General features: G+C 31.6%; 13 protein-coding genes. 8 read left to right on the forward strand and 5 right to left on the reverse strand.

Features of this window, described 5'->3' with window-relative positions; all coding sequences use genetic code 11:
• Positions 1-129: 129 nt before the first annotated feature.
• The 3 genes from Q1A01_RS07665 to Q1A01_RS07675 are packed head-to-tail and all read right to left on the reverse strand — an operon-like array spanning position 130 to position 4,939.
• Positions 130-1,749 carry a vitamin K epoxide reductase family protein gene (locus tag Q1A01_RS07665; RefSeq protein ID WP_299678399.1) on the reverse strand — a complete coding sequence of 540 codons (1,620 nt, stop codon included), beginning with the start codon at positions 1,747-1,749 and terminating at the stop codon, positions 130-132.
• A 48-nt stretch (positions 1,750-1,797) separates the two neighbouring features.
• Positions 1,798-4,545, reverse strand: a complete 2,748-nt coding sequence (locus Q1A01_RS07670) for a CHAT domain-containing tetratricopeptide repeat protein (protein ID WP_299678402.1) — start codon at positions 4,543-4,545, stop codon at positions 1,798-1,800.
• Positions 4,526-4,939, reverse strand: a complete 414-nt coding sequence (locus Q1A01_RS07675; RefSeq protein ID WP_299678405.1) for a hypothetical protein — start codon at positions 4,937-4,939, stop codon at positions 4,526-4,528. The genes Q1A01_RS07670 and Q1A01_RS07675 overlap by 20 nt, the downstream gene beginning before the upstream one ends.
• 115 nt (positions 4,940-5,054) lie before the next feature.
• Here Q1A01_RS07675 and Q1A01_RS07680 point away from each other — a divergent pair, with 115 nt between their 5' ends.
• From Q1A01_RS07680 to Q1A01_RS07695, 4 genes are all read left to right on the forward strand, one after another.
• A complete protein-coding gene (locus Q1A01_RS07680; RefSeq protein ID WP_299678408.1) occupies positions 5,055-5,618 on the forward strand; it encodes a sigma-70 family RNA polymerase sigma factor in 564 nt (187 codons plus the stop codon).
• Positions 5,615-6,415, forward strand: coding sequence for a hypothetical protein (locus tag Q1A01_RS07685; RefSeq protein WP_299678411.1), 801 nt, complete (start codon positions 5,615-5,617; stop codon positions 6,413-6,415). Before Q1A01_RS07680 ends, Q1A01_RS07685 begins: the two co-directional genes overlap by 4 nt.
• Before the next feature lie 120 nt (positions 6,416-6,535).
• Positions 6,536-8,122, forward strand: a complete 1,587-nt coding sequence (locus tag Q1A01_RS07690) for a vitamin K epoxide reductase family protein (protein WP_299678414.1) — start codon at positions 6,536-6,538, stop codon at positions 8,120-8,122.
• A gap of 112 nt (positions 8,123-8,234) precedes the next feature.
• Positions 8,235-8,444 carry a hypothetical protein gene (locus tag Q1A01_RS07695; protein WP_299678416.1) on the forward strand — a complete coding sequence of 70 codons (210 nt, stop codon included), beginning with the start codon at positions 8,235-8,237 and terminating at the stop codon, positions 8,442-8,444.
• A gap of 168 nt (positions 8,445-8,612) precedes the next feature.
• Here Q1A01_RS07695 and Q1A01_RS07700 read toward each other — a convergent pair whose 3' ends face one another.
• Complete coding sequence (locus Q1A01_RS07700) at positions 8,613-11,345, reverse strand: CHAT domain-containing protein (RefSeq protein ID WP_299678419.1); 2,733 nt, start codon at positions 11,343-11,345, stop codon at positions 8,613-8,615.
• Entirely contained in the window at positions 11,338-11,793 is a 456-nt protein-coding gene (locus Q1A01_RS07705; protein WP_299678422.1) for a hypothetical protein, read from the reverse strand. Before Q1A01_RS07705 ends, Q1A01_RS07700 begins: the two co-directional genes overlap by 8 nt.
• Before the next feature lie 86 nt (positions 11,794-11,879).
• Here Q1A01_RS07705 and Q1A01_RS07710 point away from each other — a divergent pair, with 86 nt between their 5' ends.
• From Q1A01_RS07710 to Q1A01_RS07725, 4 genes are all read left to right on the forward strand, one after another.
• Positions 11,880-12,446, forward strand: a complete 567-nt coding sequence (locus Q1A01_RS07710) for a sigma-70 family RNA polymerase sigma factor (RefSeq protein WP_299678425.1) — start codon at positions 11,880-11,882, stop codon at positions 12,444-12,446.
• Positions 12,446-13,243, forward strand: a complete 798-nt coding sequence (locus Q1A01_RS07715; RefSeq protein WP_299678428.1) for a hypothetical protein — start codon at positions 12,446-12,448, stop codon at positions 13,241-13,243. Before Q1A01_RS07710 ends, Q1A01_RS07715 begins: the two co-directional genes overlap by 1 nt.
• Positions 13,244-13,273: 30 nt before the next feature.
• On the forward strand, positions 13,274-14,083 hold the full coding sequence (locus Q1A01_RS07720) for a DNA/RNA non-specific endonuclease (RefSeq protein ID WP_299678433.1): 810 nt from the start codon (positions 13,274-13,276) through the stop codon (positions 14,081-14,083).
• Between the two features lie 135 nt (positions 14,084-14,218).
• A complete protein-coding gene (locus Q1A01_RS07725; RefSeq protein ID WP_299678436.1) occupies positions 14,219-14,341 on the forward strand; it encodes a hypothetical protein in 123 nt (40 codons plus the stop codon).
• Positions 14,342-14,582: the final 241 nt, after the last annotated feature.

The raw sequence follows: 14,582 nt of genomic DNA on the forward strand, positions 1-14,582 counted from the left end.
TTTTTTAACATGATTCTAATTATTTAAATTACATTTACTGCGAACATTTAGAGACACTCACAGTTTGTGTCTATTCTTCGCGAGAGAATATTGTTCAAGTCAATAGCCCTTTTTAAGGGTTATTGTTTTTTATATAGCATTCTGAAATTGTGGCGAAAAAGGAATTTGTACTTCTTGAGAAAACTCGTGTAGTTCTTCTATAAAATATTTTAAGTCTTCGCGAGTATATGCAGATGGGAATGCATATCCATTTATTAAGATTTCTGGCGTAAAGTTAATTCCGTTCTCAGTACCCCAGTTTTGTTGGTCTACAAGTGTTTGGTGATACATATCTTCTTGTTCACAAGTACCCCATGTTGATAACCAAGTATCAGTAGCCATCTCCTCATAAATATCATGCATAGCTTGTAAACATTGGTCTTGTCCTTTTGTATGATATAATTCTGTGAGACGACTTGTTATTTTATAGATATCTGATTCTTTGTTGTCTGTATTGGCATTGATGCGTATGGTAATTGCTACTAAATTTCCATAACTTTTTAAAATATCCTCTAATAGTGTATGTACAGATTTACAATGCTTACAAAATGGACTTGTAAATACTACTATAGATAAAGGGGCTTGTAGATTGCCAAATACAATTTCTGATACATTATTAATATGTGTTTGTTTTTTAGAAGACTGCGTAAGTAATGTTTCAAAAAGAGTGAAGTTTCTTTTAAACTTTGTGAAATCAATATTAGCTCTTTTAAGTCTTTTTGAAGCAAGAAATATAGGTTCAATAAATAACCAACCTAATAGCGTTATTGCAAATGTAATTCCCACAATTAGTAATGCATTGATTTGTACTACATCATTAATTTGAAAAATTCCTATTCCTGTTTGTAACAGTAATACCGCTACGATAATAAGGCATAATGGACACCACGCTTTCGCGAAAGCGTACTGATAATATATAGAATAGAGCGTAATAGGAGCTGCCATAAAACTAAGTATATATAAAGGTGTCATGGCATAGTCAAGTATCGATAATGCGATCACTGACAAAGACAGTCCTATAAAATATATTAAACTGAGATCACCAAGTTTAATACCAAATAAAGTGGCACCATTAGACGTGAGTACCGCATGACAGTTTTTAGAAGTATTTGTATCTGAACAAAAAGCATTTCCAATACTAGTCTCCATGCCTAGTTGTTGTTTTATGATAACAGCACTTATGAGTACTCCTAAAAGAGCTACACTACCATAGCTTATTGCTGCAAATGTAAGTTGCGCTTGGTAGAGCAGGCCTAAAAGCATGAACCCTAAACCTGCTAATAGACCTGTTCTCAAATATGTCGCGTTTTTGTTTTGAACAGATGGGCGATCTGTTTCTTCTTTTTCTACTGCGACGATAATACCAGTGAAGTATTGTAAGAACTCTTCCTTAGAATATTCTTTTTTGTCTTTAGCGTCATAATAAGCGACGAGTGAATTACCTTTTTTTACAACAACTCCAAAAAGCTGGTCTTCTTCAATTTTCATACAGCTAAGAAATGTAGTAGGAAGTTGTTCTAATACCTCTTCTGTTGCAGGTACCACCATAGCAAGATGATCAATATTGAAATGCGTTAGAACTCCAGTAATGGCATGAAGACTTGGATACGAAGGATGACTTTGAATTTGAAATGCAAGTTCTTCCTTATCAAAAGCAATTTTGTTTAATCTTAATAATTGTTCAACTTGGTAAATAACTGAATTGTTCAAGGGCTTAATTTTTGTGTTCCCTTTGTTGTTCCAGTTCTTTAAGTTTTGTTACCCTAAAATTTTATTTTTTCTTTTTCTTATATATAAGGATATGATAAAGAGTAGTATAGAAACAGATAAAATACTTAAAATAATTATTTTGTTAGTGCTGTATAAGGAGTTTTCTGCTTCTCCTATTAAGATAAAAGGAGCCCAATAGTAAGGTGATTGCTGAGATAAATTACTAGAAGATATATAATTTAATTTTGCTTTGTATAAAGCGTCAGATTTCGAGTTTCCTTCTTTTAAATATGTATAAAAGGAAGTCATAATTTCTGAAGTAGCTTTGTCATTTGTTTCCCATAAACTAGATACAACTGTATTAGCCCCAGCATAGAAAAACCCACGTGCTAGGCTCATAACTCCTTCTCCAGGTGCAATATCACCTATGGTCGTATTACAAGCACTTAATACAACGAGTTCTGCATTATTTTGGTAGGTATATAATTCGTGAGACTCTAGGATTGTATCATAAAAAGCAATCCATGGGTTTGAAGAGGCGTCTGCATGCGTTGCTAAATGTACAATCTCACTAGATGATGATTTCGTAAGAAAATTATCTTTTGTAGCTGTAGTTTCTAGAAATGATTTTCCTTTTAGAATTTTTTCTATGCTAGTGATTTCATCTCTACTTTTTTGTAATGGATTTAGATTTTTGTTAGAAAATGTGATAGGAGCAAAGCCTACAAAATTTGTATCATATGTTCTTTGAATTGCTTCATTTCTTTTAGAAAAAGATAAGGAATATGAATAATTTATTTTGTTTGATTTAATGAAGTATTCTTTGCTATTATCAGAAGTTAAAAATGCATCAAAAGGAACATATTGTAATTCTCCATCTGGTATGATAAGTAGTTCTTTCCCTTTAATGGAAGCTTTTATACTTTGTGTAGGAAATAAAGTATTGTATAGTGCATATGCAGAAATACTATAGTTTTCTTGCGCTGTTTTTGTTTCAAAAGGTTTAGAAATAGCATTTCGATATTGAAAGATATGCTCTTTTAATGTATCTATATTATCCACTTCAAATAGTTCTGTTGAGGTTTGATCTATATAGATACCATAGATGACTTCATCTCCATCTTCAGGAATACCCCATATATATGAAAGTACGGCAGTGTCAGCGTTTAATGAATTCTGAACATCCGTAATTGTTAGAAGTGTATGATGTAGTGTGTTCCTTTTGTATAAGGGAAATGCTATAGAAATAGAGTCTTGTAGTTTTTGATACCTTGTTTTGAGATCAAAGAGTACTTCTTGTTGTTGTTTTACTTTTTCAGAGTTTTCTGTTTCAGAAATCGTATTTTCTAATGCTAAAATTTCTTTTTTAAATGTTGATTGTCGCTTCTGGAGTGTGTCAGGAAGCTTTTTGCTCTTCATTTTTGTGTCAATCTCTGATGTTAGCAAGAGAGCTTTATTCTTTTCAATAAAATAAAATGTTGTTTCTGGTTTATTTAGTTTTTTGCAAACACGTACGCCTTGTGCATATAAAGAAGAAGCTGCTTGTCTCCAGAGTAATAGAGATTGTTTTTCTAAACTTTCTTCCTCTATAAAGTCTATTAGTGTGTCGGCAATTAGAATATTATCTAATGCTACGGATAGGTCATTTAAATTTTTATTTTCTTCAAATAAGTCTTCTAGAATTCCAGCTTTTTCTTTAAAAGCTGCAAAAACATCTATTTTTCTTGGGATTTTGCTTAACTCATCTCTTGTAAGTATGGTACGCTTTTTATTTTCTTTTTCAGTGCTTAGTGTAAGAGATCTTTGTATGTTGTCTAGCGCTTTTTCTGCATTGCCACGATATCTATAATATTGACTTAAATGATGTTTCGAGACAGATTGTGTAAATGTATCAGGACATTCTTTCAGTGTTTTTTCTATATAATAAAGGGCACTATCATTTTTAGCAATATTATATAAATCTGATAGATTTCCGTATATGTCACAGGTATAATCATTAATACCTTCTTGGGCGAGGTGTTTTAAATTTTTAAAGTGATATGCTCTGGCACTTTTTAAATCAAACGTAACTTCTTGTGTATAAAATGTTGCATACCCTGTGTATATATGATACCTATCTATAGGTAGTATGGTTGTTTTTTCTTCAAGTGCTAAAGCCTTGTCTAGCATTTCTTTCTTCTTAAGAAAGCTCTCTTTACTGCCTTCTTGATGATATACAACAGAGAAATTGATATACTGCTTAACAAGGTCTCTGTAATTATTTTGTTTTTCAAGGAGAGAAATCCCTTTTTTAAAATAATCAATAGCTCTATAATAGTCACCTTGAGCACTGTAATAGAGACCTAATCTAGAATAAGATTGCGCAACTCTAGCAGGATTTGTATTTTGTTCTATAATGGCTAGATACAGCGCATTACTTTTTTCAAAGTCATTTTGCTCACTATAAAAAAAACCTAAACGAAATTGTAACGTTGCATAGTGAGGATTATTTCTTTTTTCAAGCGGATATGTATCTAATGCAAGTTTTCCATAATGTATTGCCTCTGAAATATGCGAGCTATAAATTCGCGTAGAAAAATGAGTAGCTATATCACTTAAATGTATGTAGTCATTAGATTTTTTACATAAAACTAATAAACTATCTACTGTAGTTTTATGCGTATATCCTTGATCTTGATAAGAAGAAATGTAGGTGTCAAAATAGTTTTGGCTTTGTAGACTGTTTGTTATAAACAATCCACAAAGCCAAAAAAATAAAATGGGTGTTACTTTCAAATTATTGACACGTATCTGCAAATGTTGCTAATCTTAAATTAGGATCTGTAGGCTTTACGATATCTGGCTTGCAATCCATAAGAGTAGGGCATAGACCTCTTACAAGCCATATTTCTGCGTCTTTATTTAATTCACATGGTGTGATAGACACCATCCTATCACAATAAGGGTTTCTAATGGCGTTTCTTTCTTGTTTTGTAGCATCAGCTTCGTACTCTACAAGTAAGTAATAAAAATTGTGATCACCGTCAGATACAAGTAAATCTGGATCTGCACAATTCTGGTTTTTAGAAGGGGTATATGTAGAATCTGCAGTTATTAGTTGTTCAACGTTTTCTTCAGAGTCAACACTACACGATACTGTTAAAATAAGGATAAAAAGAATGCTTAGGGGCTTAAAAAATGTACTTTTCATAAAAAAGGTTTTAGGGTTATAATTAATTATTAATTACTCAGTAGTTACATAACCCTTTTGTTTGTTACCCTGTAAATATAAAAGTTTATTTTTGTTTATCTAATCATTTATGCGAATGCCTGAAAATACGGTCTACCTCAAAGCTTTATTACAAAATGACTCTAAAGTAATTACTGAGATATATGCTTCTATTTTTCCTAAAGTAAAAAAATTTGTACTTCAGAATAAAGGACAGCAAGTAGATGCTGAAGATATTTTTCAGAAAGCATTGATGCAAATTGCTGTACGATATCGAAGAGAACCCTTCGAAATTAAAAGCAGTTTTGAAGCTTTTTTATTTACAGCTTGTAAAAATTTATGGCGTCGAGAATTAAATAAAACAAAAACACGGGTAACAGATGATGGAGTGATGGAACTTCAAAGTGAAGAAAAGGACATGGCGCTAGCTACTCTAGAGCAAGAACGTTGGGAACTATTTACAGAAAAATTAGAGCTAATTTCTGAAAACTGTAAAAAAGTACTTCAACTATTTTTTGCAAAAGTCTCTTATAGTGAGATTGTAAAAAGATTGGGCTATAACTCAGAGACTGTGGCAAGACAACGTGTATTTAAATGTAAAACAAAACTCATGCAAACCATCACTAGTGATCAACGTTATAATTCCTTAAAAGAATTATGAATCCAGAAGAAGAGCATACATATATAGAAAACTATTTATTAGGAAAGTTTTCTAAGGAAGAAGGAGAAACTTTACAAAAACGGATGTCTGAAGATATACGCTTTCGCGAAAGCGTACTCCTGCAAAAACAACTCCTGGAAGCCCTTTCTGAGGAGACATGGAGTACTGCTGAAAATGTAGCTGTAAAACGCCTTAAGGAATATGAAGAGTTATATAAAAGCCAAGATTTCGTACAGCTCAAGAATGCTATTATACAAGCGCAGAATGCGTATAAGAATAGCGCTCCAAAAAGTAATCGCTCATGGCTATATTATCTTAGCGCAGCTCTTATTGCCATATTAATCACTCTTATTGTTTTAGTTCCACAAGGGCAAACACCTCAAGAATTATATGTAGATTATTATACTACTTCTGATGTTCCTTCACTAGTGGCGCGTGGCGGAGAAGAAAATTCTACCCTTATAGATGCCGAACGTTATTTTGAAGAAGGAAATTATAATAAAGCACTCACACTTCTTGCTCCTGCAGTAGCAACGGCCGCAAAAAATAAAGCGAGTATATTACTCTATAAAGGAATTTCTGAAATGGAATTGGGTCAATTTGAAAAAGCGCATGCTACTTTTGATGCACTCCGTCAAAGTGACTTAATCGATGCTCCTATGGGGACATGGTATAAAACATTACTCTATTTAAAAACAGAAGATATCGTGAAAGCAAAGGAATTACTTAAACAGATAAGTAATTCTCCTTCTAATTATAAGTATAAAGAAGCAAAAGAGCTTTTAGAAAAATTATAATCCTCATATAAAACACTGTTTATGATTGTTTTATATGTGTAAAATTTGATTTTTTACTTTTTTTTGGGTAAGAATTTTTAGTATCCAGAACATATAGGTGTTTACAAAAAACATCTAGGTATGGACGAATTAATTTTTCGCTTTTTATTAGGATCACACATCACTGCATTTTCAAAAGAAGATATTCATCTTCAATTGCTTTCTCATGCAGATTACCCAAGTGTAAAAGCAATCACAGATACCTTAGATTATTTTGGAATTGATAATATAGCGGCCAATGTTCCTATAGATGCCCTGTCGCAACTTCCAAATTTGTTTTTAGCACTTATAGAAGAAGAAGGTGATACAACACTTGCTTTAGTCCAACAACAAAAAAACGGAGTTCAAATAAGAACTATCCAAGATAAAAAAGAAAAACGCTCTATTCAAGAGTTTACTTCTCAATGGACGGGTACGATTGTTGCTATAGAAGAAAATAAAAAAAGAGCACCACTAGTAACGTCTTTTAATACTAGAATGATAGCATTGTTGGTGGCCTTACTATTTGCAGTTGTTACCACTTTAATATTTACACCGTCAATACCGCATGCAATTTATATATTACTCACAGTATTTGGCTGCTTTGTAAGCTATTTGATCAGTAAAGAAAGTATAGGTGTTAAAGATCGAATGACTTCAAAAGTATGTAATGCCTTATCATCAACTTTAAATAGTTGTGCAACTGTTATTACATCAAAAGAAGGAAGAATTAACAAAGCGTTTGGTTTGGGAGACGCTTCTCTAGTGTATTTTACCAGCTTGTTTTTTGCAATTACGTTCTTAGGCATACACCCAAGTATATTACTAGCAGTAGCTATTGGATCAGTTTTTGTGTTGGGTTACTCTATATATCTTCAGGCGATACAGATAAAACAATGGTGCGGTTTATGTCTGTTAGTTTCTGTAGTTTTAATTTCCCAATTTGTGACAGTGTTTCTACTGTTTTCAGGTTGGGATTTTTCGTTTCAATACTTGTCTAAAGCACTTGTAATAACTATGGGAATTACACTGTTATGGGGATATGTAAAACCTTTGTTGTTAAGAAGTCAAGAACTACGTACAACAAAAAAAGAATATTTTTCTTTTAAAAGAAATAAGCTGTTTTTTACAACAGCCCTTCAACAAGAAACGCTTGAAAATATACAAATACTTCCACAAGAAGCACAGCTATATTTTGGAAATAGAGAAGCACCAATACAATTAACGGCATACAGCAATCCATTATGCGGATATTGTGTCGCTGCATTTGAATTGTACGACAGATTATTAACACAATTCCCAACAGATGTAGGAATACAATTCGTATTTAATACACCCAAAGACTTAGAAAACCCAGCAACTCAAATTGCAAAACGAACTTTAGAGGTATATCGTAAAAGTAAAACAGATGCTTTTAATGCGTTAAAAGATTGGTTTGGAGATAGAGATGTAGATTGTTGGATGGAAAAACATGGAACCCCTAATACAATGCTTTTGATGGATGATCGTACCCTAGAAATGCATCGAGAGGTGGCGCAACAAAATAATATCAATTACACCCCAGAAACATTGATAGGGAATCAAAAATTTCCTAAAAAGTATTATGAATATGAAGACCTGTTGCTATTTGTAGAGATATTAAAAGAACGAGCAAATGAGGTGACAAACTATTCATTAGAAACCGTATAAAAATAAAAAGAGCCTAGCGTTCACTAGGCTCTAAAACATTCTTGCAAGGACAGACACAAACTGTGAGTGTCTCAAAATGTTCGCAGTAAAATTAATTATAAATTTTACAATTATGTTAAAAAACATTTTAAAACTAGAAGGAGTTCAAAAATTAAGCAAAGCAGATCAAAAAACATTTAAAGGAGAAGGAGCAAGAAGTAATCCTATAGCCTGTACTAGTGACTTTGATTGTGAGCAAAATGGTGATTTTTGTCCAGGACAAGTTAGATGTGTTACAGGATTAGGAATCTGCTTTGGAATAGGTGGGGGAGCAGATTGTTAATTTTTGCTTTTGTATGTCGTTGGGCACAACCTAACGACATACATTTTAATTTCTTTAATTTTCTTAGACTTGCCTCATATGAGGATAAAAAGTTTTAGAACCTTAGATTTTTATCAAATCAATTAGAATTAGAACAAATACTTTTTACACTTGCATTAATGTACTCTATTATCTTTTTCTTCTTAGGTAAAACATGAGTCCTCCTATAATTAGAATCAAACTTATGGCCACATAGTATAAGAAATTACTTTCTTTTGGCAGTGGATTAGTGTCTCCTATTAATATAAAGGAAGACCAATAATAAGGAGATACTTCGGAGCCTTTGTGGTTTTTTAGGTAATTAAGTTTTGCATCGTGTAATGCTAGAGATTTTGATTTACCCTCAGATATGTTTTTGTAAAAATTAGTCATTATATCTGTAGTTGATTTATCATCTACTCTCCAAAGTGATGATACTGTAGTTTGTGCTCCTCCATAAAAAAAACCCCTTGCTAGACTCATTGTTCCTTCACCTTTTACTATTTTTCCAGTACCTGTATTGCAAGCACTTAAAACAACAAGAGATGCATCGTTTTGATATAAGCTTAATTCGTCTAAATTTATTTTTTCGTCACTAAATGCTATCCAAGGTGTTATAGAATCGTTTGCATTTGCATGTGTAGCTAGATGGATTATATCATATTTTCCTAAAGAGTTAGAAAAAGTGTTTTTTGTTGCTTTATCATTTCGATATAACGTTGCATCAAAATAGGCGCTTATATTATCAATCTCTATACTACTATTTTTAAGAGAAAGAAGGTTTTGATTGTCAAAATTTACAGGTGCTAACGCTACCATGTTTTGTTTTCTAGGTATAGTATTTACTATATTTTTATTTTCTTCATGAAATGTGTAACTATACTTATAATTTATTTGATTTTGATGTATAAGATATTGAGAATCATTATTTCCCTTTGATATTACTAGACTCTCGAAGGGAATTCTTGTTAAAAAATCATCAGGAATAATAATGAGTTCTTTATTTTTTAATTGTGATCTTATTTCTTTAGGAAACAATTGTTTGAATATCTCATTAGAGAGGGTATTATATATTGTTAATTCATCATGATTTCTAAATGGATGTGAATTGCTCTTAGATAGTTGTTGGATTTGCTTTCGTAACGAATCAATATTTTTCATTTCAAATATATGACTGTTGTTTTTAGTAATAAAAATGATATATCCTTTATTTTGATTTGGATAGATTCCAAATCCAGTATCTATATTGATATGATACTCTATTAAAACTTGATCACTTTTTAATGAATTTTGAATATATTCATTAGAAAGAGGTTGGTAAGGTTTTAAAGTTTTTACATAGTTTGGATAAATAGACTTTATACTATCTTCAAGATGTGTAAGAGTGTTTCGTAACTTTATAATCTTGATATTTTCATTTTGATCTAACTCTTTAATTTCTTTTTTAATTTGTAGCTCTTTTTGAATTAAAAAGTCAGATAAATTTAGATTTTGCTTTTCTTTTCTGGAGATGTTTTCTTCATACAGCAACAATGCCTTATTCTTCTCCATAAATTGTAGCCCAATTTCAGTATCGTTATAAAGAAAACAAGCTCTGAGAGCACGGCTATAGACCTCGGTCACTTTCTTTCTCCATATAAGTTTAGAAGCTTCTTCTTGACTGTTTTTATGATAAATGTCAATAAGGTCATCCGTAATTAGAGCATATTTTATAGATTCTTTAAGGTATTCTCTATGCTTATTTTTTTCATATGCTAGTAAGTAAGCTTCCGATAAGTTACCCAACATAATCCATAAGTTAGAATCATTATAATTTTCATTAAGTATTGTAGATTGTTGTTCTTTTGTAATTATTTTAAAATTGCTCCCTGTTAATAGCTCAAGAGCAGTATGGAGTTGATTAATAGCTATATTTGTGTTGCCGAGTAATGCATTATTTAAACCCAGATTTTCATATATAATTGCTTTTTTCTTTTGTTGTTTGGAGAATTTTAATGCAAGCTCATTATAATACAACGCTTTTTTATTATTTGAAATGTCAAAGAGTAAGCCTAAATTAGCATAAATCTGAGCAATTCTAGTAGAATCTTTTCTTTTAGTAGCTAATTCTAGTGCTTTGTTTAAATATAAAAGTCCTTGGATAGTATCTTTAATTGCATAGTTTCCGTAATAACTTCCTAAAGCTCTCTTAATAGAGTAGTTTCTAGTGTATGATACAGGGTAAACATTAGTTATAGAATCCGCTTTTAAAAGACACTTTAACATCTGTTCCTTTACTTTATTTACGTCGAAGTCTTTATAAGTATTATAAAAGCCAATATAACATCTCAATAATTTGTCAGGTTCATTTAGCTTTAGTAATATAGTTTCAGCAACTTGGTAATGCCTTATTGCTGTTTGTAAATCTCCTTTTTTACGGTAAATTCTTCCTATTTCAATATATGCATTAGCAATTACAGAATTAATATCTTCATTTGAAGATTTAATAATTGTCTCATACACTTGTAAACTTTCCTGAACATGACCAGTATTATATAAATAGACACCTAATTTAAAATGTTTCTCATAAAGAGAAATAGTGTCTCCTTTATGATGTTTTATAGATAAATTAAGGGTTTCTAATGATTTAGAAACCCTTTTTCTATTATATAACCAAGAGGCATATCGATTACTTACTATTGAAAAATCATCAAAATTTGATTCTCTTATATTTTTTAAAAGTAATGAATCTAATTTCTGACTAATTAAACTATCGCTTATAGATAAGGATTTGATTTTTAAGTAAACATCCTCTTGACTATATAAAGTATAAGTAGAAATAAATATTAAGCATAAAATAGAGAAACCTTTTTTTAGTTGATAATCAATGAAGTTATTAATCATGGTTAACAACAGGGTTTTCCTCAATTTCACTTTCTGTTTGAGAACCTGGACACGGAAAAACAGGAGCAAAATTTTCGTAATTAAAAATCCATAACTCTCTATCTGTTGAAGGTGTTATTGCAAAAACTAAATCAAGTCCTAGATTTTCAAAGTGTAATATTGTGGTATCTCTGACAGATTGAAAGCCAGGGCTATTTACTGAGGCGCTTCCTGTCCAATTAATTACATAGCGTTCTTCTTCAACACATGCGTTAAGTAATAGACGGTTAGAGTTTTCAATTTTTTTGTCAGTAATGTTTATTAAGTTTTCAAAATCGGATAAAGGGATTGTTTTAATTCTGATATTGGTATCCACTTGTGTCGTGATAAGTGTATCAGTTTCTGTTGTACAGCCAATAATAATTAAAGCTAAAGTCGCTAACGATAATACAATTATTTTTGTTTTCATAATTAAATTTTAAGATTTATATGTTATTTTGCCCTTATGTTCCAAAAGAACCATATTCTTACCCCCTAAACATCCTTTTTTAATTTATGGTCACAAAAAATGGTATAAATTATCTAGAAGGATTGCGTACTGGTGATGAAAAAATCATTAAAGCAATCTACATAGCTATGTACCCAAAAGTAAGGCATTTTGTGTTAAAAAATGAAGGAGCGCAACAAGACGCAGAAGAAGTTTTTCAAAATGCATTGTATCAATTAAGTATCCGTTTGAAAGTGAGTGATATAGAGATTAAGTCCTCTTTTGAAGCTTATTTGTTTACCGTTTGTAAAAATTTATGGCGTAAAGAATTAAATTCTAAAAAAAGGTGGGTAAGAAATGAAGAGGCTATTGCACTTAAGAGTGAAGAAAGTAATCACAGTGAAGCTATTATAGCACAAGAACGATGGGATCTTTTTGAAGAAAAGTTACAATTACTATCTCCTAATTGTAAGGAGCTATTAAAAGACTACTTCAAAAAAGTACCCTATGATCGTATTGTGAAGAAGTTTAAATATGCCTCAGAAAATGTAGCCTTTCAACGTATTTTTAAATGTAAAAAGCGTTTAGGAGACTTAATTAAGAAAGATGGTAATTACACAAAACTCAAATCATAATGGAAGAACATGTGTATAAAAAAATAGAGGCGTATATAAGCGGCACGATGTCTGCAGAAGATGCGCAGCAATTTGAGTTAGCAATGACAACACAACCAGAACTAAAAGAAGAGGTTGCCCTATATAGATCGATCAATCATCATCTCACAGAAACCGAGTATGAAGATGGGGTTTCTGATTCGAACTATAAAAAAGAATTGGACACCTATTTAAAGGGTGAGGAAGCTGCAGCCATTAAAGAGAAACTTGTAAGAATAAAGGAAGACTATAAAACAGTCCCTCAAAATGAAAAACCTAAGACAAGATCATTGTATTATATTATATCTGCTGCAGCGGCAGTGATTTTATTATTTGGATTGTTGTTTACAGGAAATTCTAATGCAAGCTTATATACAACGTATTATCAGTCTTCAGATTTACCGTCCTTTACAAGCAGAGCAGATAATGAATCTCTACTCTCAAAAGCAAGTACTTCTTTTAAAAGCGGTGATTTAGATACTTCACTAGCAAGTTTTCAAGAATATATACAAGGAGCAAAAAATGAGATTGATCCTTTGATATATGTATATACAGGATTGATTTATTCAGAAAAGGAAAACTTGGAAGAGGCCATCACTCAATTTGATCTTTTAGAAAAATCAAAAAGTCTTGATAGTTCTCGAGCATTATGGTACAAAGCATTGACATATGTAAAGTTTGATAAACCCGCAGAAGCAAAAGAAATACTAACGATGCTTCTAAAGAATCCATCAAATTATAAATATACCGAAGCAAAAGAACTTCTTGAGAAATTGTGATTCTTTATTGTGTAAACGATATTTGCACTAATGAAACGAAAATATACTTACCCGCTTCTTGTTATTCTATTTATGTTAGGCTATTTAGCTTTTGAAAAGTATGCCAATCAAAAACTAGATGAACCTGTTATAGAAGCTGGTGCACAAGAAAAGGAAGCAACTAACACCTATTTTTTACCTACGTCTACAACAGGACAAGTCGTACACCATGATTATTATTCATTAAGTTATAACGAACCTCACGAACAAGCAGAATGGATAGGGTATGAACTTAAGAAATCGCAGGTTGTAAACAGTGATTTTAAACGTCCGTACTTCGAAGTAGATCCAGCAGTTAAAACACAATCAGCACATTGGCGCAATTATAAAAATTCAGGCTATGATCGAGGTCATCTATGTCCCGCAGCCGATCGTGAATTCAGTAAAGAAGCCTATAATGAAACATTTTTAACCAGTAATATTACCCCACAACGTCATGATTTTAACGCAGGCGTTTGGAATCGGTTAGAGCAAAAAGTACGCTATTGGGCAAAAAAATATGATGGTGTTTTTGTGGTTACGGGAGGTGTGCTAAAAGACAAAAGTACCTCTATAGGAACTGAAGAAGTAACTGTACCTACCTCTTTTTATAAAATTGTATATGATCGTTCTGGTGATACTACTCGTATGATAGCTTTTTTGATGGATCACAAACAATCTAATGACCCCTTATATAGTTTTGTAACTTCTGTAGATGAGATAGAGCGACTCACAGGAATTGATTTCTTTCCTAAATTAGAAGACGCGAAAGAGCAAAAGCTAGAAGCCTCTTCAGATTATAGCCAGTGGAGCTTTAGGTGATGCTCCTGTATACGCTTTCGCGAAAGCGTATAACTCTTAGTATTATATAGATATTAAGAAATGTAATAAGAATTTTGATTCATTCGTTTATATTTGTTAGTGTATTACTTCATTAATTTAACTATAAAAATTAGTATGTTAGAGAGTTTAAAAGAAAATCAAATACAAAATCTTTCAATCATTTTTGGGGGAGATAATTCATATGGTAGAGATCATGGAGATGAGGATGGAGTACCTCCAGATGGACAACTGGGTTAGAGAAAGATTTATATGTATTTTATAGTAGAAAAGCTACAAATTATTCAGAACAACCACCCCGTTTTAAAAGTTACAATAGGATGTCTATGTTCTATAATCTAAATATGTAGTAATCTATTTCTTTTAAAGATAGTTGAGTGATTTTGGGTGTTGAAAATGTAGCGCACTTTGATAAGTGCAACATCGTATTGAAGTCACCATTCGTTTACACGATTCCCATCCAATTTAATAAAAATGAATA

It is taken from the genome of uncultured Dokdonia sp., from assembly GCF_947492815.1.
Lineage (GTDB): Bacteria > Bacteroidota > Bacteroidia > Flavobacteriales > Flavobacteriaceae > Dokdonia.